This is a genomic window from Massilia sp. CFBP9012, assembly GCF_034045115.1.
Classification (GTDB): domain Bacteria; phylum Pseudomonadota; class Gammaproteobacteria; order Burkholderiales; family Burkholderiaceae_D; genus Telluria.
This window is the reverse complement of the sequence record NZ_JAXCWM010000011.1, coordinates 99,954-123,272: the sequence shown is the minus strand read 5'-3', so window position 1 is coordinate 123,272 and position 23,319 is coordinate 99,954. Positions and strand designations below refer to the sequence as shown.

Below are 23,319 nucleotides of genomic sequence, written 5' to 3'. Positions count from 1 at the left end.
CACGACCCGATGCCGCGCCGACCGATCCGTTCACTGACACTCGCGGCGGCCCTCACATTGGGCGGCGGCCTGGCCGCTTCCTTCGGCCTGTTCGTGGGCGTCAGCCACCTCGAGTACGACAATATGGCGCTGGCCTTCGCCCAGCGCGCCGACGAGAGGGTGGCGGCGGTGCGCCAGGGGATGGACGGGGCGATCGAAGTGCTGGCGGTGACCAACCAGCTGTTCTCGAACGGCGAGCCGGTCAGCCGCGAACGCTTCGCCGATTTCACCTCGCGCCTGCTGGAACGGCACCGCTTCATCCAGGCCTTCCATTACCACCGGGTGGTGCCGGCCCACGAGCGCGCGGCGGTCGAGGCCGAGCTGCAGCGCGTGCTGCCGGGCGCCGTCCTGACGGAAATGACACCGAACGGCCTGGCGCCGGCGCTGCCGCGCGGCCGCTACCACGTGATCGAGTACGTCGAGCCGATGGCCGGCAATGAGGGCGCCTTCGGCCTGGACCTGGGCCGCGATGCATCGCTCATGACCGCGCTCGACGAAGCGAAGAACAGCGGCCAGCCCACCGCAACCAGTCTGTTCACGCTGAGGCGGACGGGGACCACGGTCTTCGACCTGGTCATGCCGGTGCTCGGCGAACGCGGCGAACTGCTCGGCAATACCGCGGTCGTCGTCCGAGGCAAGGAACTGATCCACCAGTCGCTGCTCGAGACCGGCCTGCTGGACCGCAGCGATATCTTCGTCTCGGTGTATGCCGGCGAACGGGCCGATCCGGCGGCGCTGCTGATGTCGACCGGACCCACCGGGCCCCGGGCGCGCGCGGCGCTGGCCAGCTGGCTGCGGCCGGATCATGGCGAGCGCGCCACCGTGCTGCAGGCCGGCGGACGCCCTTGGCGGGTCGAGGTCGCCGCCGCGCCGCGCCCCTTCCTGGCCGACCACATGGCCTCGGTGGCGCTGCTGGTGGGCGGCATCCTGGTGACCCTGCTCGGCACCGCCTTCGTCCAATCGGCGGGGATGCGCGCGCGTAAGGTCCAGCAGCTGGTGCGCCAGCGCACCTCGGACCTGCGCCGCAGCAACCGCCACCTGATCGAGGACATGGCCGCGCGCGAGCGCGCCGAAAAGGCGCTGCTGCAAAGCGAGCAGCGCTTCCGCCAGCTGGTCGCGATGTCGTCCGACTGGTACTGGGAGCAGGACCGGGATTTCCGCTTCACGATGATCACCGGCGGCTTCACCGAGAAGTCGGGCGTGGCGGTCCAGGGCCTGATCGGCAAGACGCGCTGGGAATACGTGCAGGGTCTGCTCGACAGCGAGAGTGGGCGCGAACACCTGGCCAGGATGCAGGCCCACGAAGCCTTCGCCAACCTCGAATACCAGATCGTCGACGACCACGGCGATACCCGCTGGTTCTGCGTGAACGGCCAGCCCGTCTTCGATGACGATGGCGTGTTGCAGGGCTACCGCGGCACCGGCAGCGACATCACCGAACGCAAGCTGACCGAGCAGCGCGTGCACCACGTGGCCCAGCACGACGTGCTGACCGGCCTGCCCAACCGCTCGCTGCTGCAGGACCGCCTGGGCCAGGCGATCGCCTACGCCAACCGCAGCGGCCGTCCGGTATGGGTGATGCTGATCGACCTCGACCGCTTCAAGTTCGTCAACGACAGCATGGGCCACAAGGCCGGCGACGTGCTGCTGGTGACGGTGGCGGCGCGCCTGCGCTCGTCGCTGCGCGATGCCGACACCGTGGCGCGCCTGTCGGGCGACGAATTCGTGGTGATCCTTAACGAGCACGCCGACGAGCCGCTCAATCCGGCCATCGTGCAGCGGGTGATGGATGCGGTGGCGCAGCCGGTCATGCTCGGCAACAAGGAGTTCTTCGTCACCTGCTCGATCGGCGTGGCGGTGTATCCAAGCGAAGGCACGTCGAGCGACAACCTGATCGAACATGCCGACATCGCCATGTACCGCGCCAAGAAACTGGGCCGCAATAACTTCCAGTTCTATACCCCGGCCATGAACGAGGAATCGCTGGAGCGGGTGCGCATCGAAAGCGCGCTGCACAATGCCCTGGAACGCGATGAATTCGTGCTGCACTACCAGCCGCAGGTCGACCTCAAGAGCGGCCAGATCGTGGGCATGGAAGCGCTGATCCGCTGGAACCATCCGGAGCTGGGCATGGTGCCGCCGAGCCGCTTCGTCGGCGTGGCCGAAGAAACCGGCTTGATCGTTTCGATCGGGGCCTGGGTGATGCGCACCGCCTGCGCCCAGAACAAGGCCTGGCAGGATGCCGGCTTCCCGCGCCTGCGGGTGGCGGTGAACCTGTCGGCGCGCCAGTTCGGCGCGCCCGACCTGCTGCAAAGCCTGGAGTCGGCCCTGAACGACACCGGCCTGGACCCGGCCTGCCTCGAGATCGAGCTGACCGAAAGCCTGTTCATGAGCGACGTCACGCCGGCGGTGGAGTTGCTGCACCGGATGAAGGCGCTCGGGGTGAACCTGTCGATCGACGACTTCGGCACCGGCTACTCGAGCTTCTCCTACCTGTCGCGCTTCCCGATCGACGTGCTCAAGATCGACCGCTCCTTCGTGGCCGACATCACGCATGACGCCAACGACGCCGCGATCGTGACCTCGATCATCGCCCTGGCCCACAACCTCAAGCTGGCGGTGATCGCCGAGGGCGTCGAGACGGCGGAACAGCTCGACTACCTGCGCAGCCGCGGCTGCGACGAGATGCAGGGCTATTACTTCAGCAAGCCGCTGGCGGCCCATGAATTTGAACAGCTGCTGCTGCAGCGCCGCGCGCTGCCGGCGCAGATCGTCGAGCAGGAAGCGTCGCTGCCCGTCTGAATACTTGGATTGCAATGGCACCCGAGGCAGGGCCGCAACGCCCTTATCCGCGCAGCATCAAAATTGCATTCTCGAAAACATTTCCATAGCCATTTGATTATCGGTGGACGTACAATACTCGTGCCTATATTGCACTGACGGAGTACAAACCATGATGATCAACGAGACGCCAGACGCGCCAAGCGAGTCGGGCGTGCAAGCCGGCCGCAGGCAGCGCGTGGACGGACGCACGCGCGACCTGGTGAACCAGGCGGTGGCGTCGATCCCGACGCTCGGCCTGGCGCGCGCTGCGGAATTCCTGGCCACGATGAATGTGCCGGCCGAGGTGGCGGTGCGGGCACTGGTCTATCCGAAGCTGCGGCGCGCCAGCTAAGGTCTGACTGAATCCGGAGTCACAGCGTTCGTTTGTACGCCAGTCCCGCAGCCTCAACACGTCGTTCCCGCAGCCTGAGCACGTGAGTCGCGCAGCCTCAACACGTCGTTCCCGCGCAGGCGGGAACCCAAGTGCGTAGGGCAGCCACTCCGTGGAAGGGCAGCGTTGAAGCACCAGACTTGGGTTCCCGCCTGCGCGGGAACGACGTGGTTTCTCCTATGAAGCAGCCTTTCAAGCGCCCGGAATTTTTCCGGACACCAATTCCAGGATCAACGACGTTCTTCCTGCTGGTCGATGTCGGCCAGCGATTCGCGGCCGCGCTCGCTCAGCGCATGGCCACCCGCCTCGAGCGGCAGGATATGCGATTTGCGGCCCAGGAAGCGCAGCACGTCTTCGTCGACCGCCGCCATCGGGTCGGCCGCGAGCGCGCGCAGGCCCAGCACGCAGCGGCGCAGGAACAGCACTTCTTCGCCCTTTTCGGTGAGCGTCAACCGCTTGTCGCGGCCGAAGGACATCAGCTTGATGCCGCACAGGCGCTTGGTGTTGCGCCCAACGCAGGCCGTCGCCAGATCCTGCTTGCCACCACGGCGCACCAGTTCCAGCGCGTCGTATTCGTCCGTCGTCAGCTTTTCGTTTTTCATTACCGCATTCAATTAAGCAAAGGGCGCATGGTACGCGCCCCGGCCCATCGCGGCAACCTTCAGCGCAGCGAACGCAGCGCGTACCAGCCGATCCCGGCGCCGGCAATCACCCCGAGCAGCAGCGCAAGCCGGCCATGGGCGGAACCCAGCAGCGGGCGGCGGCCCAGGTAAATCTTGTTGTACAAGGTCGAACCCATCATCTCCTCCTGTTTTTTTATTGTTACAAGCTCATTATAGAAACCGCATTGTTGCCGCTATGTGACAGCGAGCACACCCGCGTCATGGACGACGAAAAAGCAACACTCCATGGGACGTCCTGCCGCGCGCCGGTACTACGGGTGGCCTGTTAGGATCGTACGACATTGACAACTTTAGCGGAGCACAGCATGAACGACCCGACGCCCAGTATCGATCCCAAGAACAAGGGTCGCGCGATGTACGACGAAGCGGACATCGGTAGCGGCGAACGTTCTCCGGGACAGCACGAAACCGATGAGATGATTCGCGGAATTCCTCCATTGCCATCCAACCGGCAGGCCGACGAGAGTGAGCCGCACGGCGGCAAGAAAGGCAATGAAGGCGGCAGTGCGCCGGAAGGCAACCGCCAGGGGACGCCCGGGGTCTGAGCCCCACGACCGCTTAGCTCGCCCGGATCGGGGGTTCGGGCAGGCTGGGTTCCTCGACCGGGGCATTGACCGGATCGGGAACGTCGTCCGGCACCGGCGGCGGTGCTGGCGGCGCCGGCGGTTCGCCCGGATATTCCGGGTCGGGCGTGGAATGAAGGTGCTGGCCGACGGGCTCGCGCCGGCGCTCTTGCATGGATTCGTACGACTGTAGTTCGCTCATCTGGGCCTCTCAGGTTGGACGCGTGCCGCGGCGTTGCCGACGGGCGCGCGATGACATGGAAGGCAACGCGGTTGCCTATGGTGCACTCGTGCGCAGACTAGCACGGATCAAGCAGCCCGGTTTTTCGATTGAGCTAGCACCAATGCAATGTTCTGCAGCATTACATCTCGGCTATAGTGGTGGTTTATCCACTCCAGCAACACCTCCCATGCGCCTTTCCAGCCTGCTTCCAGCCCTCCTGCTCGGCGCGCTCCTGAACGTCCACGCCGCCCCCATGAAACTCGACGACTACCTGGCCCTGACCGGCCCCGCTCCGAGCGCCAAGCTCGCCTATGGCCCCGCCCCCTCGCAATACGCCGAACTGTTCGTGCCGCAGGGCGCCGGACCGTTCCCGGTGGCGGTGCTGGTGCATGGCGGCTGCTGGACCAGCAAGTTCGGCGGCATCACGCAGTTCCGCAATATGGCCGGCGCCCTGGCCGCGCGCGGCATCGCCGTCTGGAACGTCGAATACCGCCGTGTGGATGAGGAAGGCGGCGGCTATCCCGGCATGTACCTCGACATGCATGCGGCGCTCGACCTGCTCGCCGCCAATGCATCGGCTAACAAGCTCGACCTGGAACGCATCGTCGCGGTCGGCCATTCGGCCGGCGGCCAGCTGGTGCAATGGATCGCGGGCCGGTCGCGCATCCCGGCCGGCAGCCCCCTGTACCGCACCGATGGGCTGAAAGTCGACCGCATTGTCAGCCTGGGCGGCCTGGCCGACCTGCGCCACGAGGCGGCGCTGATCAAGTCCAGCTGCGACCGCGATATCGCGCAACTGGCCGGCACGCCGAGCGCCGGACGGCCCGATGTGCTGGCCGACACCAACGCCGCCGACCTGATGCCCAACGGCAGCCGCACCTGGCTCGTGACGGGCGCGCTCGACACCATTTCGCCGCCGCGCGTGGCCCACGACTACGCGGCGCGGGCAAAAGCGGCCGGCGACGCGGCCGAGGTCGTGATCCTGCCCGAGGCTAGCCACTACGACGAAGTCGCTGCGACCTCCCACGCCTGGCCACAAGTGCTGCGGGTGATCGAACAGGCGCTCGCCATCCAACGATAATCAACGGAGTTCCTATCTTGAAACCGATCGTGCCGGCACTGCTGGCGGTGAGCTTGCTCGCCACTTCCGGCGCCGTCCTGGCGCAATCCTGGTCGCGCGTGGCCGACGCCTCGCTGGCGCGCCAGGAAATCTATCCGACCGTATTGGACGACAAGATCTACGTGGCCGGCGGCATCCTGAGTGCGGCCCCAGGCTTCACGGACCTCTTCGAAGCCTATGATCCGGCATCGAATGTCTGGAAAACGCTGGCGCCGCTGCCGGAAAGCCGCCACCACATCGCCCTGGCTGCGGCCGGCGGCAAGATCTACGGCATCGGCGGCTTCTCCGGCGCGATTCCAGACTGGCGCGCCCACGCGTCGGTGTTCATCTATGATCCGCAAGCCGACCGCTGGTCGAACGGCCCCGCCCTGCCGCAAGCCCGGGCCGAAGGCGTGGTGGCCACCGTTGGCGACAAGATCTACTTCATCGGCGGCCGCATCCCGACCAGCCCTGAAGCAAAGCACATCAGCGAACACGCCGACACGAATCGGGCCGAGGCCCTGGACCCACGCACCGGCCGCTGGTCCCGCATCGCCGACGCCCCCAGCGCGCGCAATAGCGCGGCCGGCGCCGTGATCGACAACAAGATTTATGTCGTGGGCGGGCGCCAGATGGTCGCGCATGCCGACGGCAGGTCGCGTCCGGTCAATGTGGCGACCCTGGAAGTGTATGACCCGGCCAGCGACCGCTGGGAGACCCGGGCATCGATGCCGCTGGCCCAGGGCGGCCTGGCGGCGGCTGCCCACGATGGAAAGCTGTACGTCTTCGGCGGCGAGCAGTTCGTCCCGCAAGCCAAGGTGTTCGCCGAATCCTGGGTCTACGACCCGGCCAGCGATCGCTGGTCGGCCATGCCGGCCATGCCGACGCCGCGCCATGGACACGGTGCGGCGGTGGCCGGCAAGCGCATCTTCCTGATGGGCGGCGGCGAGAAGGTCGGGGTCGCGGCCAGCGCCGCGCACGAAGCGCTCGCGCTGCCGGCCCGCTGAGAGACAAGGCCCAGGCATGGCGCAGCGCCCCTTGAGCGTCCTGGTGGTGGAAGACCATCCGACCATCGCGCGCCAGGTGGTCGACTTCCTGGGCGGGTTGGGGTGGCATCCCGACCACGCGGCCAGCGGCGCGCTCGCGATCGACCTGGCCACGCGCGAGCCCTACGACGTGGTCTTGCTCGACCTGAACCTGCCCGACCTCGACGGCCTGGAAGTGTGCCGCGCGATCAAGGCGCGCGCGCCGCGCAATGTGCCGGTACTGATGCTGACCGCGCGCGATGCTTTCGAAGACAAGGCGCGCGGCTTCCGGGATGGCGCCGACGACTATCTGACCAAGCCGTTCGACCTGCGCGAACTGGCCCTGCGCTGCGAAGCGCTGGCGCGCCGTTCGCAGCTGCACCTCGAGCAGGCCTTAGAGGTCGGTCCGCTGACCGTGCTGGTGCGCGAGAAGCGCTGCCTGTACCGCGGCGCGCCGCTGGCGCTGACCCAGTCCGGCGTTACGCTCCTGTCCGCGCTGTGCAACGCCCATCCGCACGCGGCCTCACGCTCGGCGCTGATGCACGCGCTGTGGGGCGCCGATCCGCCCGACAGCGACGCCCTGAAATCGCATGTCTATGCGCTACGCAAGCAGCTCGAACTGGCCGGCGGCGGCAAGATGATCGCGACGATTCCGCAGCTCGGCTACCGGCTGGTGCTGGACGAAACGGACGATGCGGCCGATGTTTAGGTCGATCCGGCACGGCCTGTTCGCTGCGCTGGCCGGGTTCGCGGTCCTGATCTGCATCTGCTATACGGGCCTGGCCCTGGTCATCGCCTACGTGACCGAGGACATGCTGGTCGAGCGCCTGCTGCAGCGCGAAGCCGCCGCGGTCAGCGCCCATTTCGACCGCCATGGCGACATCAAACCGCCGGCCGACGACCTGATACGCGCCCACACCCGCATCGAGACGCTGCCACCGGCGGCGCGTTCCCAGGCTATGGCCGGCGCCCGGCGCGCCGAGATCTTCACGCAGACTGGCCATCACTATCACCTGCGCGCGCTCGACCTTGGCGCGGGGCCGGGCGCGCAGCGCGTCTGGCTGCTGGCCGACGTCGCGCCGCTGCTGGTGGTCTCGAAACTGATCCAGGACGTCGGCGGCGTGCTGATCTTCGTCGCCCTCGGCCTGATCGGCCTAGCGTTGTTGCTGGCCTGGCTGCTGGCCAGGCGCCTGGTGTCGCCCTTGCAGACCCTGGCGCACGAGGTCAGGCAGGTCAGGCCCGGCGCGCAGGTCGCGCTCGGCGCCCGCGAACGCCGCGACGAGATCGGCTACCTGGCCGAGCGGCTGGGCGCCACCTTCGAGGAACTGCATGCGGCGCTGGCGCGCGAACACGCGTTTACGCGCGACGTCAGCCACGAATTGCGCACGCCGCTGACGGTGATGAAGAACACGCTGGCGCAGGCCGTCCCCCATCCGGACGTGGCGCAGCTGCAGGCGGAGATCGCACAAATGAGCGCCACCATCGAGGTGCTGTTCGCGCTCGCGCGCGCAGAGCAAGTGGCGCATGCGCCGTTCGAGCTGCGCGGCTGCATCGAAGAGAGCCTGCTGCGGCTGGTGGATGGCCAGGACCTGGTCGACGATTGGCTGGTGCTGGACCTGCCGGACCGATTGGAAGTGGTCGGCAACCGCCACCTGGCGCTGCTATTGCTGAACAACTGCCTGGGTAACGCCCTGTTCCACGGCGGACCGGGAACACGACTGCGGCTGTCGTTTACCGATGGAGTGCTGGGTATCGCCAATACGGTCGACGCGGACCGGACCGGCCAGGTGCAGGGCTTCCTGCACGGCCAGAACCTGCTGGGGCGGATCGCCGCGGCCATGGACTGGACGCTCGACTTCCATGCGGGCGGCGCGGCCTACCGGGTCGACATCGTTCCGCTGCGCTCCGTATAAAAAGCCGGCGGATTTCACCACGGCTTCACCGGCGGTTTTCTACCCTGCGTACTCCTCCACTCACCGCGTACGCACAATGAAAATCCTGTTCAGTATTCTTCTTTTCGCCTGCAGCGCCCTTCCCGCCCTGGCCCAGGTGCAATCCCTGCAGCACCAGGAAGAAAAACGGCGCTACCTCGTCTACACGCCGGTGGGGTATGCAGCCGCGCCGCACAAGGCGTATCCGCTCGTGTTCAACTTCCACGGCAGCGGCATGAGCATGGCCGAGCAGATGCTGTACACGCAGATGAACCGCGCGGCCGACCGCCACGGCTTCATCGTCGTCTATCCATTGGGGATCAAGCTGGACTGGAACGTCGGCTTCGGCCAGTCCTACCGCGAAGGCACGAACGACATCGGCTTCACCGAAACGCTGCTCGCCAAGCTGAAGCAGGACTACCGGGTCGACGCCGGACGCGTGTACGCCACCGGCCTGTCGCGTGGTGGCTTTTTCGCGCTGCGCATCGCCGCCGAATTGCCGCAGCTGTTCGCGGCCGTCGCCGCAGTCGGCGCGCCGATGCCCGAACCGGTGGTGCAGCACCACGCAAAACCCTCCAGGGTCGGCGTGCTGCTCATGCACGGCACGGCCGACAAGGTGGTTACCTACGACGGCAAGCCAGACGGCTACCTGTCGGCGCAGGACAGCTATCGCTATTGGCTCAAGCAGAACGGGATCAATTCCGGCGCGCAGACGGAGCGCACGATCGACGCCGATCCCGGCGACGGTACGACCGTCACCTGGATCGAGGCCGGCAACGGCCAGCAAAGCGTAGCGCTGGCGACCATCGCCGGCGGCGGCCATACCTGGCCCGGCGCCGACCCGTTCAACGTCGGCCTGCCGATCGGCTCAACGACCCGCGACATCGACGCCAACGAGACGATGTGGCAGTTCTTCAGCCGGCACCGCCGTCAGTAGAGCACCACCGAGCGGATCGATTCGCCGCTCTTCATCAGGTCGAAACCTTCGTTGATGCGTTCGAGCGGCAGGCGGTGGGTGATCAGGTCGTCGATATTGAGCTTGCCCTCCATGTACCAGTCGACGATCTTCGGCACGTCGGTGCGGCCACGCGCGCCGCCGAAGGCCGAGCCTTTCCATTCGCGTCCGGTCACCAGTTGGAACGGACGGGTCGCGATTTCCTGGCCGGCGGCGGCCACGCCGATGATGAAGGACTGGCCCCAGCCTTTATGGGTGCACTCCAGCGCCTGGCGCATCAGCGTGGTGTTGCCGACGCATTCGAAGCTGTAGTCGGCGCCACCGTCGGTCAGCTGCACGATGTGGTCGACCACGTTGGCGACCTCGTTCGGATTGATGAAGTGTGTCATGCCGAACTTGCGGGCCATGGCTTCGCGGGCCGGATTGATGTCGACGCCGATGATCTTGTCGGCGCCCACCATCTTCGCAGCCTGGATCACGTTCAGGCCGATGCCGCCAAGCCCGAACACGACCACATTGGCCCCGGCTTCCACCTTGGCCGAGAACAGCACCGCGCCGACCCCGGTGGTGACGCCGCAGCCGATGTAGCAGACCTTGTCGAACGGCGCATCGCTGCGGATCTTCGCCAGCGCGATCTCGGGCACCACGATATAGTTCGAGAAGGTCGACGTCCCCATGTAGTGGAACAGCGGCTTGCCGTCCAGCGAGAAGCGGGAGGTCGCGTCGGGCATCAGGCCGCGGCCCTGGGTCGAGCGGATCGCCTGGCACAGATTGGTCTTGCGCGACAGGCAGAATTTGCACTGGCGGCATTCCGGCGTGTACAGCGGGATGACGTGGTCGTCCTTTTTCAGGGTGGTCACACCCGGGCCGACGTCGACCACGACGCCGGCGCCCTCGTGGCCCAGGATGGCCGGGAACAGGCCTTCCGGATCGGCGCCCGACAGCGTGTAGTAATCGGTGTGGCAGATGCCGGTGGCTTTCAGTTCGACCAGCACCTCGCCTTCGCGCGGGCCTTGCAAGTCGACTTCTTCGATCGTCAGCGGCTGGCCCGCCTGCCATGCGACGGCTGCTTTGGTTTTCATGATGTTCCTCGCTTGTATTGATGTGATTGGCCCAGAGTATGCGCGCTGCGGTCCCTGTCATGGGCACCGGGACGCGAGAATGGCAGGATTTTGCCGCATGAAGACTGGATTTTGCCGCCCGCGGCGGCGACAATGGCGCATGACCAGCACGCCCCCACCCGCCACCGACGCCAGCACAGAGCGCACCCGGACCGTCGACATCGTGGTCTACCCCGGCTTCAAGGCGATGGAGGCGATCGGACCGATGTCGGTGTTCGAGTACGCCAATCTGCATCTCGCTCGGCGTGGCTGCCCTCCCGGCTACGACGTGCGCATTGCGTCGAGCCGTCTCGGCCCGGTAGCGTCGGATACCCTGATGTCGCTCGAGGCGACCAAGGTCTTGAACACGCTGGCCCTGCCCGACAGCGCGATCGTGGTCGGCGCCCGCCACATCGATGCCGCGCTGGCGGACGGCGCCGCGATCGTCGACTGGATAGCGGCGGCCTGCCCCCGCATCGAACGCCTGGCGTCGCTCTGTTCGGGCGCCTTCTTTCTCGCCGCCGCCGGGGTGCTCGACGGCAAGCGCGCCACCACCCACTGGAGCGTGGCCGAGCGCCTGCAGGCGTTTCACCCCGCCATCGCGGTCGAGGCCGACGCGATCTTCATCCGCGACGGCAAGCTGTGGACCTCGGCCGGCGTCACCGCCGGCATGGACCTGGCGCTGGCCCTGGTCGAGGAAGATTTCGGCCGCGACCTGGCGCTCGAGGTGGCCACCGAAATGGTGGTCTACCTGAAGCGGCCCGGCGGCCAGTCGCAGTTCAGCTCCTACCTGAGAAGCGAACGCACCGCGCGCCCGAACATCCGCGAATTGCAAAACTGGATCCTGGACAATCTGCATGAACGCTTCACGACGGCGCAACTGGCCGCCAGGGCGATGATGAGCGAGCGCCACTTTGCCCGGGTGTTCCAGCAAGAGGTGGGCTTGAGCGCCCAGGAATTCGTCGAGGCCAGCCGCTTCGAGCGGGCCACCTACCTGCTGGCCGACCTTGGCTTGCCATTGAAGACGGTGGCCGCGCGCGCCTGCTTCAGCGATGAGGCGCATATGCGGCGGGTGTTCATGAAGAAGCTGGGCATTACGCCGAAGCTGTACCGCGAACGGTTTGCCACGACCGGTCTCGAGAGCGCCACCTGAGCGCCTCAGTCGAACCCTAGCCGCCGCGCCAGCGGCAAATCGACTACCAAATCGCTGCGCGCCAGCGCCACACAAGGCAAAATATACTTTTCACGTTTCTCGTCGAACGACAGGCCGGGCCACTCGACGGTATAGGCAACCGTGCCTTCGCGCAGGCGGCAGATGCAGGTGCGGCAAGTGCCATTGCGGCAAGAACTGGGGGCATCGAGCCCGGCCGCCTCCAGGGCCTGCAGCAGGGTCGTATCTTCCTGCGCAGAAAAACTGGCGCCAAGAGGAACCAGGGTGACGGTATGGCTGATGGTCGGCATGGTCCGTCGATTGTAGCGCCGGCTGGAACAAAGCGGACAAGTTTGAAGGGTTCGTTCACGCACAGACCCGGTTGATTCATGTCATTACGCTAAGGTTTCCAGAAGCATATTGCAGGAGACCATATGAAAAAAGCCACCGCACTGACCCTGATCGCCGCCCTTGGAGGCGTTTTCCCTTCCGCCTTCGCGCAACAGCCAGTCGGCCAGCCAGCTCCTGTCCAGCAACAAACTACAGCGGGAACACCCATGCAAGCCGCGCCTGGCACGGTTCGGGATCCCGCCATCGCCGAGCAGGCCGAATTCGAACGCATGCTGCGGGCCCAGGTGCTGCTCGAGCGCCAATATCTGTCGCCAGGCGAGATCGACGGCGCCTATGGCTCCAACTTGCGCCAGGCCCTGAACACCTTCCAGGCCCAGCGCAATCTCCCCGTTACCGGCAAGCTCGACGAAGCCACCTGGAACGCACTGAACACCGACCCCAGCCCGACCCTGGCCGAATACACGATCGCCGCTGAAGACGTGGCCGGCCCCTTCCAGCCAATCCCGGACACCATGATGGGCAAGGCCAAGCTGCCCGCGCTCGGCTACGCCACGGCGCTCGAAGGCCTGGGCGAAAAATTCCATGCCAGCCCGGCCCTGCTGCAGCGCCTGAACCCAGGCAAGTCGCTGTCGCAGGCCGGCGAAAAAATCGTGGTGCCGCACGTGAGCGGCAAGCAGCCGCTGGCGCCGGCCGCCAAGGTCGTGGTGCGCGATTCGACCAAGACCCTGCAGTTGTTTGACGCCGGCGGCCAATTGCTGGCCCAGTATCCGGTCTCGACTGGCAGCAAGCGCGATCCACTGCCGATCGGCAACTGGAAGATCAATGGCGTGCATGCCAACCCGGTCTACAACTACAACCCGAAACTGTTCTGGGATGCCAAGCCGGGCGACAGCAAAACGCAAATCAAGCCTGGCCCGAACAACCCGGTCGGCGTGATGTGGATCGACCTGTCCAAGCCGCACTACGGCATCCACGGCACCCCGGTGCCCGGCCATGTCGGCAAGACCGAGTCGCATGGCTGCATCCGCCTGACCAACTGGAGCGCCGCCGAGGTGGGCGCGGTGGTCGGCGAAGGCACTGAAGTCGAACTCGTCAAATAATCTTTAGATCAACTCCCGGCGAGAGGCGCCGGACGGAGAACGCGATGAAATGGTTGATGACCTTGATCGTTGGCGCGCTGCTGGGCGCCGGGGTACTGTTCGTGTTGCTGAGCGACGGATCGGATTCGCCGGCGCCGGAGGTCGTCGCCACCGCGCCGCCAGGCCCGAACCCGGCCGGCGTCCCGGCGGCGCAGATCGAGGGCCAGCTGCCGCCCGCGCCGGTGGTCGAACCGAACCTGCTTGACGCCGATCTGCCGCTGCGGCCCGAACTCGCGGAAGGCGCCGCGCCCATGGTCCCGGCCACCGTGCCCGGCAAGCTGCTGGTGCCGGTCCAGGGCATCAAGTCGGATCAGCTGACCGACACCTTTTATCAACCACGCGGCGAACAGCGCCAGCACGAGGCGCTCGACATCATGGCCCCGACCGGCACGCCGGTGCTCGCCGCGGCCGACGGCAAGGTGGTCAAGCTGTTCCAGAGCAAACCGGGCGGCCTGACCGTCTACCAGTTCGATCCGAGCGAGCAGTACGCCTATTACTACGCCCACCTCGACCGCTATGCCGACAATATCAAGGAAGGCATGGACGTCAAGCGCGGCGACATCGTCGGCTACGTCGGCGCGACCGGTAATGCCGACCCGGCCGCGCCGCACCTGCACTTCGCGGTCGTCGCCCTGACGGCCGAAAAGCAGTGGTGGAAAGGCACCCCGCTCAATCCGTTTCCACTAATGTCCGACCAGTAGCCGAGGCACTCGACGGCGCGGGCACCGGCTCGTCGACGTCGAGCCCCACATTGATCGCGGCATAGGCGCGCTGCACCGCGATCGCCTCGCTTCCGCCGGCTCCATACAGGTCGCCGGCCGCCTCGATCATCTTGGCGCGCGCGTCAGCGTAATTGGTGCTGGACGTGAACTTGGTCGTGTTGGCGCGGAACCAGATGCGGAAGGCCTTGTCGATGCCGATGCCCGTCATCGCCAGCGGTTGCTTCACCAGGAAGCGGCTCCAGGCGTCGTTGCCATTCTCCGCGCTCGAGCCCTTCGCCAGGAAGTAGAACATCCGGTTGTTCGGGCCGCTGCTGTAATGAACGTCCAGCCGGCGCAGGCCCGCGCTCCAGGCATCGTGGCTATTGCCGTCCTTGCTGGGCTTGATCATCCAGCGCAGGGGCGTGCCGGTGCGGCTGATTTCGCTGCCCAGCATCCAGTCGTTGCCGGTCTCGGGGATCACGTCGCCGGTGCCGCCGCCGCGCGCATAGGCTTCGACCACCTCGCCCGCGATGTCCGAACTCGATTCGTTCAGGCCACCCGGCTCGCCCGAGTACACCAGGTTCGAGGTGGCGGCCGTGATGCCGTGGCCCATCTCATGGCCGACCACGTCGATCGAACCCAGGTTGGTGAAGAACGTGCCGTCGCCAATGAACATGCAGCGGCAAGTGTCGCTGTAATAGGCGTTGTCGTAGCCGCGGTTGACGTGCACCGCGATGTGGGTGGCGGTGTCCTGGCCGTCCAGCGCCAGCCAGCCCAGCACGTTCTTGTGCATGTCATAGGTGTTCTTCAGGCCCCACATGGCGTTGACGGCAGCGGTCTGGCCGTTCGGTCCGGTGGTGCTGCCACCCTCGACGAACTGCTTGCCGTCGCCCCAGGTGTTGACGGTGTTGGTGTACACCCGGCCGCTCGCCGTGCCGTGGTTTGCGTTGGTGATCGCCATCGCGCCGAACGATCCGCCCTTGCCGCGCTCGGGGTCGAGCATCTGGTAGACGTTGTTGGCGAAGGTGGTGCTCAAGGGGACGTCGCCGTTGTACTGGCTCTTGCCGATGCCTTCCACCGTCTGCAGCATATTCCAGCGGTCGATGATCTCGCCGTCACGGGCGTTGACGACGACGTCGTAGTACAGGGGCTGCGCGCCCGCTTTTTTATCCTCCTGCATGCGCAGCCGTACCAGCCAGGCCAGTTCGTAGCGCTCCACGGTTTCGACCAGGTCGATCGCGTTCAGCTCGGACTCGAGCTTGCCCTCGGCGCCAGGCGCGCGCTCGTCGCGCATCATCGGGTAGATCAGCAGTTCGGCGGTCGGCGCCACGACGTTGACGACGCCGTCCGGCATGTCGCGCAGCGCGGCGGCGATCGCGGCCTTGCGGTTGATGGTGGGTTTTACATTGAAACCAGCGGTGGCGCCCCGCATGCGGTTGGCGGCGCCGCGCCCCAGGTGCAGGCGGCGCGGCGAGGCGCTTTCGGACACGATCTGGCGCCGCGCATCGAGCACCACCACGGATTCGGAACCGAAGATGCGCAAGCCCTTGTACAGGTGGGCGACGCGCACCACGTGGGTGCCCTGCACGCCCGGATGCTGGGCCATCACCTTGTAGCCGTGGTCGGCGTCGAGGCCGACCGCCGGCTGGCGTGCCGCCAGCTGGTTGACGACCTGGGCCTGGGCCTTGCCGTCCAGCTTGAGCGGCGGCCCCATCATCGGCGCAGCCAGCGCAGTGGGCGCAAACACGGGCGCGAACAGGACTGCAGCCGCCAGCAGGGCTGCCTTGAGAAGCGGTTGCGGGATCATCTCGTCTCCATCCGGTATGCCGGGCCGGGGGGCGCCGGTCATCGACCATGATGGACGAGCTCGTGAAGGTGGGTTTGCTCAAGAACAATGACCGTGTTGCCAGAAATCGGCAACACGGTCATCAAGGTGATACGGCGACCAACTCAGCGGGCAATCAGCGATAGCGGCGGTCGCGCCGTTTCATCAGGTAGAAGGCGGCGCCGACCACGGCCGCGCCGATCGCCACTTTCTTGGCCAGCCCGGCCGGATTGTGCTTGAGCTCGGACTTGATGCCCATCTCGGCCAGGATGTTCGGCACCTTGCCCTTGGCCAGGTCGTCGCCGATGCCCTCGACCACGTTGACGCGGTCGGCCAGCAGCAACAGCAGCCAGTGGCGCACGTCGTTCTCGGTGCTCTTGAAGGCCAGGCGCCGGATCGCGCCGGACAGGCCCGACGGCGGCTGCACGGTACCGAACAGCGGCGTGCGGCCCGGGCGCTCGGTCGAGACCAGCACTTCGACGTGCTGCTCCTGCGGTACTGGATCGCCGTCGGGGACGTTGATGAAGCGCGGCGGTGTGCGCTCCATCGGCACGCCTGGACGGTTCTTGCGATCGAGGTCGGCGCCCCAGCCCTGGATGTGCTGCAGCTGGTCGCGGGTCGGGCGGCGCGGCGCGATGGCGCCGTGCACGTGGCCCACATGGCCTTCGCCGTCATGCTCGCCCGGCGCGTGGTGGCCGTCGTGCTGGTCGTTGGCGGTGACGATATCGTTGCGTGTTTCCATATTCTCTCCTGTACTCGGTCTGTGCTTACTGCGGGACGCTGGCCTTGACCGCCTTCACCTCGTTGGCGCGCGGCGGGATCAGGATCGGCTTGATGCAGTTGTCCAGCTTGCTCGAGAAGATGTGATACGCATCCGACACTTCTTCCAGCGGGATGCGGTGGGTGATGATCTGCTTCGGATCGATCCGGCCTGCACGGATGTGCTCGATCAGGCGCGGCAGGTGGCGCCGCACGCTGGCCTGGTTCATGCGCAGCGTTAAACCCTTGTTCAACGCATTGCCGATCGGGACCGCGTTGAAGGTCGGGCCATACACGCCGACGATCGAGACGTTGCCGCCCTTGCGCACCGAGTTGATGCACCAGTGCAGCACGGTCGCCGCGCCGGCCTGCATCATCGTGTAGACGCCGGTGATGGTCTGCATGGTGTTGCCGGCCGCTTCACAGCCCACCGCATCGATGCAGACGTCGGCGCCCATCCAGTCGGTCATCTTCTTGATGTGCAGCGCCATGTCCTTCACGTCCTTGAAGTTGACGACCTCGCACTGGGCGTAGCGCTTGACGAATTCGAGGCGGTACTCGACGTGGTCGACCACGATCACCCGCCCCGCCCCCATCAGCCAGGCCGACTTGGCGGCGAAGATGCCGACCGGGCCGGCGCCGAACACGACCACGGTATCGCCTTCCTGGATGTCGCCCATCTCGGCCGCCTGGTAGCCGGTGGGTAGCGCATCGGTCAGCAGGACCGCGTCGTCGTCGTGGATGTCGTCGGGAATGACCATCGGGCCGACGTCGGCCATCGGCACCCGCACGTATTCGGCCTGGCCGCCGTCGTAGCCGCCCGCCGTGTGCGAGTAGCCGTAGATGGCGCCGACCGCCGTCGCTTGCGCATTCGTGTTGTGGCAATTGCCATACAACTCGTGTTGGCAAAAGAAGCAGGAGCCGCAAAACACATTGAACGGCACCAGGACCTTGTCGCCGACTTTCAGCTTCTGCACGCTCGACCCGACCTCTTCCACGACGCCGATGAACTCGTGGCCGAAGGTATGGCCGACCCGGGTGTCGGGCACCAGGCCGTGGTACAGGTGCAGGTCGGAACCGCAGATGCAGGCCCGGGTGACGCGCACGATGGCGTCGCCGGGGTGCTCGATGACGGGGTCGGGCTTGTGGTCGGCGCGGACCCGGTATGGCCCACGATAATTCATTGCCAGCATGGAGACTCCTTCACAATTCGATTGGTGACGGCTCGTGGGAGGACGAGCTGATGTGACATAAACTTATGTCAATGCGTCACGAATTGCGATAGGCGCACGGAAACGAACACGCCTTTGGGGTGATTTTATCGAATAAAATCAGGTAATTGTTTGTGGAATGCAATTATTTGATGCCATTTATAGCTTTTTGGCATCAAATGTATTGCAAGCCTCGACCTGTCCGCTGTCGAGCCCGCGCTGGAACCAGCGCACCCGCTGGGCCGAGCTGCCGTGGGTAAACGAATCCGGCACGACAACGCCGCGCGCCTGCTTTTGCAAGGCATCGTCGCCGATGGCGCTGGCCGCGTTCAGGGCCGTCTCGACGTCGCCCTGCTCCAGGATTTTGGCGCGCTGGTTGGTGCGGTTGGCCCACACGCCGGCGAAGCAATCGGCCTGCAGTTCCAGGCGCACCGACAAGGCATTGCCCTGGGTCTCGTTGGCGCGCTGCCGGGCAGCTTGCACTTTATTGGAGATGCCCAGCAGGTTCTGCACGTGGTGACCGACCTCGTGCGCGATCACATAGGCCTGGGCGAACTCGCCCTCGACGTTGAAGCGCTGCTGCATGGTGCGGAAAAAGCCCAGGTCGATATAGACCTTGGCGTCAGCCGGACAATAAAACGGGCCGGTCGCGCTCTCGCCGGTACCGCAGGCGGTGGCGGTGCGGCCTTCGAACAACACCAGCCGGGCCGGCGTGTACTGCGCGCCCTGTTCGCTGAACAGCTGGGCCCAGGCATCCTCGGTATACGCCAGGGTGGTGCGCACGAAGCGCGTCTCGCGATCGTCGGCGCGCGCGGCGCGCGGCTGCTCGACCTGCGCCTGCTGCTGTGGCGGCGCCCCGCCCGACAGCAGGCCGAGGATGGTGGCGGGCGAGACGCCAAGGAAATACGAAGCGACCAGGGCGACGACGATGGTGCCGATGCCGATCGAGCGGCCGCCGAAGCCGAAACCTCCACCGCCGCCGCCGCCGTCGCCACGCCGGTCCTCTACATTGTCGCTTTCACGGTCGCCTTCCCAACGCATCGATGCTCCTCTTGTTCAATTGCCGCCGCGGCGCAAGTTGCAGGTGTCGGCGCGCTCGCGCGCGTCCTTTCCGCGCAGGTCGTCCAGCGCGCCCAATCCGGCGCGCAGCTCGTCATGCAGCGCGCGCTCGCGGCGCTCGCGTGCGATCTCGCGCGCCATGCGGCTGCGCGGCACGTCGTCCAGTTCCAGACTCGTCATGATTTCTCTCCCACTTTTGATTTTTCCGGTCGATTTTCCAACCGCTTTTTCCGGCGTTCCCGGTTGATCACATAATGCACCAAATCCCGCCCGCGCACGCACACATCCTGCGTGCGCGGGCGCACGGAGCAGCCGTGGCGCCTGTGCCACGCTGACGCAATGAATTCATCCAATGCCAACGCCCTGCTCGCCCTCGGCACTGCCCTGCGCCAGGCCGGTTATCGCTTCATGACGGTTACGCCCTCGACCCACCGCCGCATCAATAACCGTCCCGGCAACGAGCGCGCGCACGACCTGCGCGGCGTGTTCGGCTGGAGCCGGCCGTTCGACCGTGACCTGCTGCCCGCGAGCGTGCTCGCGCTGATGGTCGATGCCGGCGTGCTGGAAGAAAAAGAGGGGGGACTGCGTTCACTGGTCCGGGTATCGACCCTGGACGACATGCTGCTGTTCCACTCGGCCTGGCCGACGCGCGACGACGACAGCGTGTTCTTCGGCCCCGACACCTACCGTTTCGTCACCGCCATGCGGCGCGGCTTCGCCTTCGTCGGCGCCGGGCCGGTGCGCGCGGTGGACATCGGCTGCGGCGGGGGCGCCGGCGCGCTCACGATCGCGCGCGCATTCCCGCACGCCGACGTGATCGGCGCCGACATCAACCCGAAGGCGCTCGAGCTGGCGATGGTCAACGGCCGCCTGAACGGGGCGGCCAACTTCGCGCTCGCCCAAAGCGACCTGTTCGACGGCCTGCAGGGCGACTTCGACCTGGTGGTGTCGAACCCGCCCTTCGTGGTCGATCCGGATGCGCTGCGCTACCGCCATGGGGGCGGCGAACGCGGCGCCGAACTGTCGCGCCGCATCGTCGAGCAGAGCCTGGGACGCCTGCGCCGCGGCGGCAGCCTGATGCTCTACACCGGCGTGGCCCTGTCCGGCCCGGGCGACCATTTCCTGGAAAGCCTGCGCCCGACCCTGGCGGCGCAATGCGACACCTGGACCTATCAAGAGCTCGATCCCGACATCTTCGGCGGCCAGCTGGGCGAACCGGGCTACGAAGACGTGGAGCGGATCGCGGCGGTGTGGCTGCACGCGGTCAAGCGCTGAGGCTGGATTGATGGCCGGCTTGTGACCAGTTCGTGTCCGATCCATGCACGGTGAATAATCGACATCTGACCAGCCCGGAATGGCGCCCGAATGCTGGTACTTGCCTGGACAGAGCATTACAATCTGGCAACTACCATAAAGACGGCGCGGACATCGCGCCTGCCATTCATGCACGCCACGCCTCCCCGCAAGCAAGCCTTGCTGCGCTTTATCCTGTCGGTGTTCCTGGTCCTGGTGGTGGTATTCAGTACCACCGAAGTCAAGCGCTATGGCGACTTCCTCGAATACGGCCTGACCACGGTCGCTGTCGCCCAACACGGCACGCCCTATATCGTGGCCAGCGACGTCGAGCGCATGATCGAACTCACGCCGCAAAACGAGGTCGAGTTCCGCACCGTGCTCGGCACCGTGCGCGACAGGATCAGCGCCGGCGAGCAAGTCCCGATCCCCGGCCTGCTCCTGTCCGAGCGCGGCCACTACATGTCGATCCACTTCGTCGGCTATTCGATGCTGACGGCGATCCCCTTCGTCATCCTCGACAGCATCGGCGTCAATCCGTGGAAGGCCTACCAGGTAATGAACTACCTGCCGGTGCTGGCGCTGGCCGCGGCCTGCTACCTGCTGCTCGGCTCGGCCCTGCGCGCCTGGGTCGGCATCGCTCTGTTCGTGCTGAGCGGCGCGCTGCCCTACCTCAACTGGACCAGCCCGGAAGTGTTCACCATGGGCTCGCTCCTGGCGGGCCTGATCCTGTTCACCATCGGACGCCCGATCGCGGGCGCGATCCTGGTCGGCCTGGCCGCGACGCAAAATCCGCCGCTGGTGTTCTTCGGCCTGTTCGCACCCTTCATCCGCATGGGCTGGCTGATCGTCTCGGAAGACCTGACGTGGCACGCCGCGCTGCACCGTGTCGTCAACTGGCGCAATACCATCGCCTGCACGCTGCAGATGGGGCTGTCGATGGTGCCGATGCTGTTCAGCCTGTGGGAGTTCCACGAACCGAGCCTGATCGCCAAGTTCTCGACCGACCCGGCGCTGGTCACTCCAGGCCGCCTGGGCTCGTTCTTCTTCGACCCGAACCAGGGCGCCATCATCGCCTTCCCGGCCGTCGCCGTGCTGCTGGCGTGGCTGCTGTGGCAGCGGCGCGCGCAGCGCCCGCTGTGGCACCTGGCCGCGACCTTCGGCCTGATGCTGGCGCTGGCGATTCCGGCGCTGTCCACCGTCAACTGGAATTCCGGCGCCTCGGGTCCGATGCGCTACGTGGTGTGGGGCGCATCGCCGCTGCTGTACCTGGCGCTGGCCTGGCTGGCCCTGCAGCGGCGCTGGCCGCTGGCCCTGATCGCGGCGGTGCTGGTGCTGCAGTTCGGCGCCATGTGGCACGCCAAACGCTACGGCTACACCGACTTCAGCCCGCTGGGCCAGTGGGTGCTCGAGACGGCGCCGTCGTGGTACAACCCGGATCCGGAGATCTTCTACGAACGCACCAACCACCAGGACGGCTCGTTCAACGTGAATGGCGTGATTGCTTATCCGAACGCCGAACAGCCGCTCAAGACCCTGTACAACGTGCGCAATCCAGGAGCGCATGAGACCCTGTGCGGGCCGGGACGCAAGCTGGACGAGCGCGACGTGGTGGTGATGGGCCAGGGCTGGCGCTATATCAACGGTTCGCCGGTGTGCGCAGCGGCGGAATGGCCGCACGCACTCAAGCGCTGAGCGCCGCCACCTCGGCGCGGCCCGGCGCGCGCACTTCCCTCACCTCCCGCGCCTCCTCCTGCCAGCCATCGTCGGCGCCGTACAGCGTCAAGGGCCGCCGCACCGGCGCGGTAAAGCAGTAGCCCTGGCCGGCGACATTGACCAGCCAGGGACAGTCGCCGCCGCCGCCGAGCACCTTGCGCAGATTGACGACCTGCGCGCGCAGGTTGACGTCTTCCACCACCGTGTTCGGCCACACGGCCTGCATCAGCGCACGCTTGCCCAGCACCTCGCCGGCGTGGGTGGCCAGCAGCACCAGCAGGTCGAAGGCCCGGCCGCCGATGGCGACCGCCTGCCCGCCGCGCCGCAGGCGCCGCGCCGCCGGCACCAGCTCGAAATCCAGGAATGCCAGCGTTTCGTATCCCGCCCTGCCTTTCATGTTCATGTTCATGCTCCGCTCCTTCGCACTCTCCCCGACGACGCCGGCATGGCGCCCTGGGCCGCCCGGCTACTTGTATTGATTTGTAACCGGGAGGCGTCATAATGGGAGGATAGCGGTCACATCCATCCTGCAGCAGGCCCGATCGGGGGTGAATGTCGCGCGAATCACCATCCATAACCATCTTTCAGGGATTTCATGGCAAGGACTACCGCCATCTTCACGCCGGGCATGCCGCGATGAGCGGCGCGCCGACGCCGCCCATCCGGGTACTGCTGGTCGACGACCATCCGCTGATGCGGCGCGGGATCGCGGGCGTGCTCGAGGACGAACCGGACATTGCGATCGTGGCCGAGGCCGACGACGGCTTCAAGGCCCAGGAACGCTATTTCGACCTGCTGCCGGACGTGACCCTGATGGACCTGGCGATGCCGCGCTGCGGCGGCATCGAGGCGATCCGCGCGATCCGCGCCAGGGACCCGCAAGCCTGCATTATCGCCGTCACCACCTATGCCGGCGACGGCCAGGTGCAGCGCGCGCTCGAAGCCGGCGCCTCGGGCTATGTGCTCAAAAGTTCGCTGGGGACGGGCGTGGCCGAACTGGTGCGCGCGGCCCACGCCGGACGCCGGGTGCTGGCGCCGGACCTGGCCCAGCGCCTCACCCAGGCCAGGCCGGAACAACTGACCGCGCGCGAACGCGACGTGCTGGCCCTGGTCGCCCAGGGCCTCGGCAACCGCGAAGTCGCGCGCGAGCTGGGCATCGCCGAAGAGACGGTCAAGGGTTACCTGAGCAATGTGCTGCAAAAGCTGCAGGCCAGCGACCGCACGCACGCGGTGGTGATCGCGCTGCGGCGCGGGATGCTGGACTGAGGCGCGGGTCTGCCCGG

The 23,319-nt window shown here is 66.4% G+C and carries 25 protein-coding genes; 14 read left to right on the top strand and 11 right to left on the bottom strand.

Going from position 1 to position 23,319, the window contains the following annotated elements; translation table 11 throughout:
- Nucleotides 1-9 precede the first annotated feature (9 nt).
- Both SOM61_RS18815 and SOM61_RS18810 read left to right on the top strand, forming a co-directional pair.
- Nucleotides 10-2,841, top strand: coding sequence for a bifunctional diguanylate cyclase/phosphodiesterase (locus tag SOM61_RS18815; RefSeq protein ID WP_320475493.1), 2,832 nt, complete (start codon nucleotides 10-12; stop codon nucleotides 2,839-2,841).
- A 151-nt stretch (nucleotides 2,842-2,992) separates the two neighbouring features.
- Nucleotides 2,993-3,214 (top strand): hypothetical protein, encoded by a 222-nt coding sequence (locus SOM61_RS18810; protein ID WP_320475492.1) that lies wholly within the window; start codon nucleotides 2,993-2,995, stop codon nucleotides 3,212-3,214.
- 269 nt (nucleotides 3,215-3,483) lie between these two features.
- On the opposite strand, the gene SOM61_RS18805 is transcribed toward SOM61_RS18810, so the two are convergent.
- Entirely contained in the window at nucleotides 3,484-3,855 is a 372-nt protein-coding gene (locus SOM61_RS18805) for a hypothetical protein (protein ID WP_320475491.1), read from the bottom strand.
- A gap of 59 nt (nucleotides 3,856-3,914) precedes the next feature.
- Complete coding sequence (locus tag SOM61_RS18800; protein WP_320475490.1) at nucleotides 3,915-4,055, bottom strand: hypothetical protein; 141 nt, start codon at nucleotides 4,053-4,055, stop codon at nucleotides 3,915-3,917.
- A 186-nt stretch (nucleotides 4,056-4,241) separates the two neighbouring features.
- Here SOM61_RS18800 and SOM61_RS18795 point away from each other — a divergent pair, with 186 nt between their 5' ends.
- Complete coding sequence (locus tag SOM61_RS18795; RefSeq protein WP_320475489.1) at nucleotides 4,242-4,481, top strand: hypothetical protein; 240 nt, start codon at nucleotides 4,242-4,244, stop codon at nucleotides 4,479-4,481.
- Between the two features lie 13 nt (nucleotides 4,482-4,494).
- Here the strand turns inward: SOM61_RS18795 and SOM61_RS18790 are convergent, their stop codons facing one another.
- Complete coding sequence (locus tag SOM61_RS18790; RefSeq protein ID WP_320475488.1) at nucleotides 4,495-4,701, bottom strand: hypothetical protein; 207 nt, start codon at nucleotides 4,699-4,701, stop codon at nucleotides 4,495-4,497.
- A gap of 208 nt (nucleotides 4,702-4,909) precedes the next feature.
- Between SOM61_RS18790 and SOM61_RS18785 the strand changes: the two genes are divergently transcribed.
- From SOM61_RS18785 to SOM61_RS18765, 5 genes are all read left to right on the top strand, one after another.
- Entirely contained in the window at nucleotides 4,910-5,803 is an 894-nt protein-coding gene (locus SOM61_RS18785) for an alpha/beta hydrolase family protein (protein ID WP_320475487.1), read from the top strand.
- A 17-nt stretch (nucleotides 5,804-5,820) separates the two neighbouring features.
- Nucleotides 5,821-6,828 carry a Kelch repeat-containing protein gene (locus SOM61_RS18780; protein WP_320475486.1) on the top strand — a complete coding sequence of 336 codons (1,008 nt, stop codon included), beginning with the start codon at nucleotides 5,821-5,823 and terminating at the stop codon, nucleotides 6,826-6,828.
- 16 nt (nucleotides 6,829-6,844) lie between these two features.
- Complete coding sequence (locus SOM61_RS18775; protein ID WP_320475485.1) at nucleotides 6,845-7,555, top strand: response regulator transcription factor; 711 nt, start codon at nucleotides 6,845-6,847, stop codon at nucleotides 7,553-7,555.
- Nucleotides 7,548-8,759, top strand: a complete 1,212-nt coding sequence (locus SOM61_RS18770; protein ID WP_320475484.1) for a sensor histidine kinase — start codon at nucleotides 7,548-7,550, stop codon at nucleotides 8,757-8,759. The genes SOM61_RS18775 and SOM61_RS18770 overlap by 8 nt, the downstream gene beginning before the upstream one ends.
- Before the next feature lie 76 nt (nucleotides 8,760-8,835).
- The gene (locus tag SOM61_RS18765) at nucleotides 8,836-9,714 is read left to right on the top strand and encodes an extracellular catalytic domain type 1 short-chain-length polyhydroxyalkanoate depolymerase (protein ID WP_320475483.1); all 879 of its coding nucleotides are present in this window, start codon (nucleotides 8,836-8,838) and stop codon (nucleotides 9,712-9,714) included.
- Here the strand turns inward: SOM61_RS18765 and SOM61_RS18760 are convergent.
- Nucleotides 9,708-10,814: an S-(hydroxymethyl)glutathione dehydrogenase/class III alcohol dehydrogenase gene (locus SOM61_RS18760; RefSeq protein WP_320475482.1), complete on the bottom strand. Its 1,107-nt coding sequence runs from the start codon at nucleotides 10,812-10,814 to the stop codon at nucleotides 9,708-9,710. The genes SOM61_RS18765 and SOM61_RS18760 overlap by 7 nt on opposite strands.
- Nucleotides 10,815-10,953: 139 nt before the next feature.
- On the opposite strand from SOM61_RS18760, the gene SOM61_RS18755 reads away from it, so the two are divergent.
- Nucleotides 10,954-11,985, top strand: coding sequence for a GlxA family transcriptional regulator (locus SOM61_RS18755; protein ID WP_320475481.1), 1,032 nt, complete (start codon nucleotides 10,954-10,956; stop codon nucleotides 11,983-11,985).
- A 5-nt stretch (nucleotides 11,986-11,990) separates the two neighbouring features.
- On the opposite strand, the gene SOM61_RS18750 is transcribed toward SOM61_RS18755, so the two are convergent.
- Nucleotides 11,991-12,293 carry a 2Fe-2S iron-sulfur cluster-binding protein gene (locus SOM61_RS18750; protein ID WP_320475480.1) on the bottom strand — a complete coding sequence of 101 codons (303 nt, stop codon included), beginning with the start codon at nucleotides 12,291-12,293 and terminating at the stop codon, nucleotides 11,991-11,993.
- A gap of 123 nt (nucleotides 12,294-12,416) precedes the next feature.
- Here SOM61_RS18750 and SOM61_RS18745 point away from each other — a divergent pair, with 123 nt between their 5' ends.
- Nucleotides 12,417-13,433, top strand: coding sequence for a L,D-transpeptidase family protein (locus SOM61_RS18745; protein ID WP_320475479.1), 1,017 nt, complete (start codon nucleotides 12,417-12,419; stop codon nucleotides 13,431-13,433).
- A gap of 56 nt (nucleotides 13,434-13,489) precedes the next feature.
- Entirely contained in the window at nucleotides 13,490-14,173 is a 684-nt protein-coding gene (locus tag SOM61_RS18740) for a M23 family metallopeptidase (protein ID WP_320475478.1), read from the top strand.
- Here the strand turns inward: SOM61_RS18740 and SOM61_RS18735 are convergent.
- The 5 genes from SOM61_RS18735 to SOM61_RS18715 form a co-directional block, all read right to left on the bottom strand.
- Nucleotides 14,142-15,980, bottom strand: a complete 1,839-nt coding sequence (locus tag SOM61_RS18735; protein WP_320475477.1) for a M4 family metallopeptidase — start codon at nucleotides 15,978-15,980, stop codon at nucleotides 14,142-14,144. The genes SOM61_RS18740 and SOM61_RS18735 overlap by 32 nt on opposite strands.
- Before the next feature lie 154 nt (nucleotides 15,981-16,134).
- Nucleotides 16,135-16,740, bottom strand: coding sequence for a hypothetical protein (locus SOM61_RS18730; protein WP_320475476.1), 606 nt, complete (start codon nucleotides 16,738-16,740; stop codon nucleotides 16,135-16,137).
- Nucleotides 16,741-16,765: 25 nt separating this feature from the next.
- Complete coding sequence (locus tag SOM61_RS18725; RefSeq protein WP_320475475.1) at nucleotides 16,766-17,950, bottom strand: zinc-dependent alcohol dehydrogenase; 1,185 nt, start codon at nucleotides 17,948-17,950, stop codon at nucleotides 16,766-16,768.
- A gap of 177 nt (nucleotides 17,951-18,127) precedes the next feature.
- Entirely contained in the window at nucleotides 18,128-19,009 is an 882-nt protein-coding gene (gene ypfJ, locus SOM61_RS18720; protein ID WP_320475474.1) for a KPN_02809 family neutral zinc metallopeptidase, read from the bottom strand.
- 15 nt (nucleotides 19,010-19,024) lie between these two features.
- Nucleotides 19,025-19,207: a hypothetical protein gene (locus SOM61_RS18715; protein ID WP_147936749.1), complete on the bottom strand. Its 183-nt coding sequence runs from the start codon at nucleotides 19,205-19,207 to the stop codon at nucleotides 19,025-19,027.
- A gap of 159 nt (nucleotides 19,208-19,366) precedes the next feature.
- On the opposite strand from SOM61_RS18715, the gene SOM61_RS18710 reads away from it, so the two are divergent.
- Both SOM61_RS18710 and SOM61_RS18705 read left to right on the top strand, forming a co-directional pair.
- Nucleotides 19,367-20,302 carry a class I SAM-dependent methyltransferase gene (locus SOM61_RS18710; protein WP_320475473.1) on the top strand — a complete coding sequence of 312 codons (936 nt, stop codon included), beginning with the start codon at nucleotides 19,367-19,369 and terminating at the stop codon, nucleotides 20,300-20,302.
- Between the two features lie 198 nt (nucleotides 20,303-20,500).
- Nucleotides 20,501-22,015: a hypothetical protein gene (locus tag SOM61_RS18705; RefSeq protein WP_320475472.1), complete on the top strand. Its 1,515-nt coding sequence runs from the start codon at nucleotides 20,501-20,503 to the stop codon at nucleotides 22,013-22,015.
- Here the strand turns inward: SOM61_RS18705 and SOM61_RS18700 are convergent.
- Entirely contained in the window at nucleotides 22,005-22,445 is a 441-nt protein-coding gene (locus SOM61_RS18700; RefSeq protein WP_147936752.1) for a winged helix-turn-helix domain-containing protein, read from the bottom strand. The two genes, SOM61_RS18705 and SOM61_RS18700, sit on opposite strands and share 11 nt — an antisense overlap.
- A 227-nt stretch (nucleotides 22,446-22,672) precedes the next feature.
- Here SOM61_RS18700 and SOM61_RS18695 point away from each other — a divergent pair, with 227 nt between their 5' ends.
- Nucleotides 22,673-23,302 (top strand): response regulator transcription factor, encoded by a 630-nt coding sequence (locus tag SOM61_RS18695; RefSeq protein WP_320475471.1) that lies wholly within the window; start codon nucleotides 22,673-22,675, stop codon nucleotides 23,300-23,302.
- Nucleotides 23,303-23,319 lie beyond the last annotated feature (17 nt).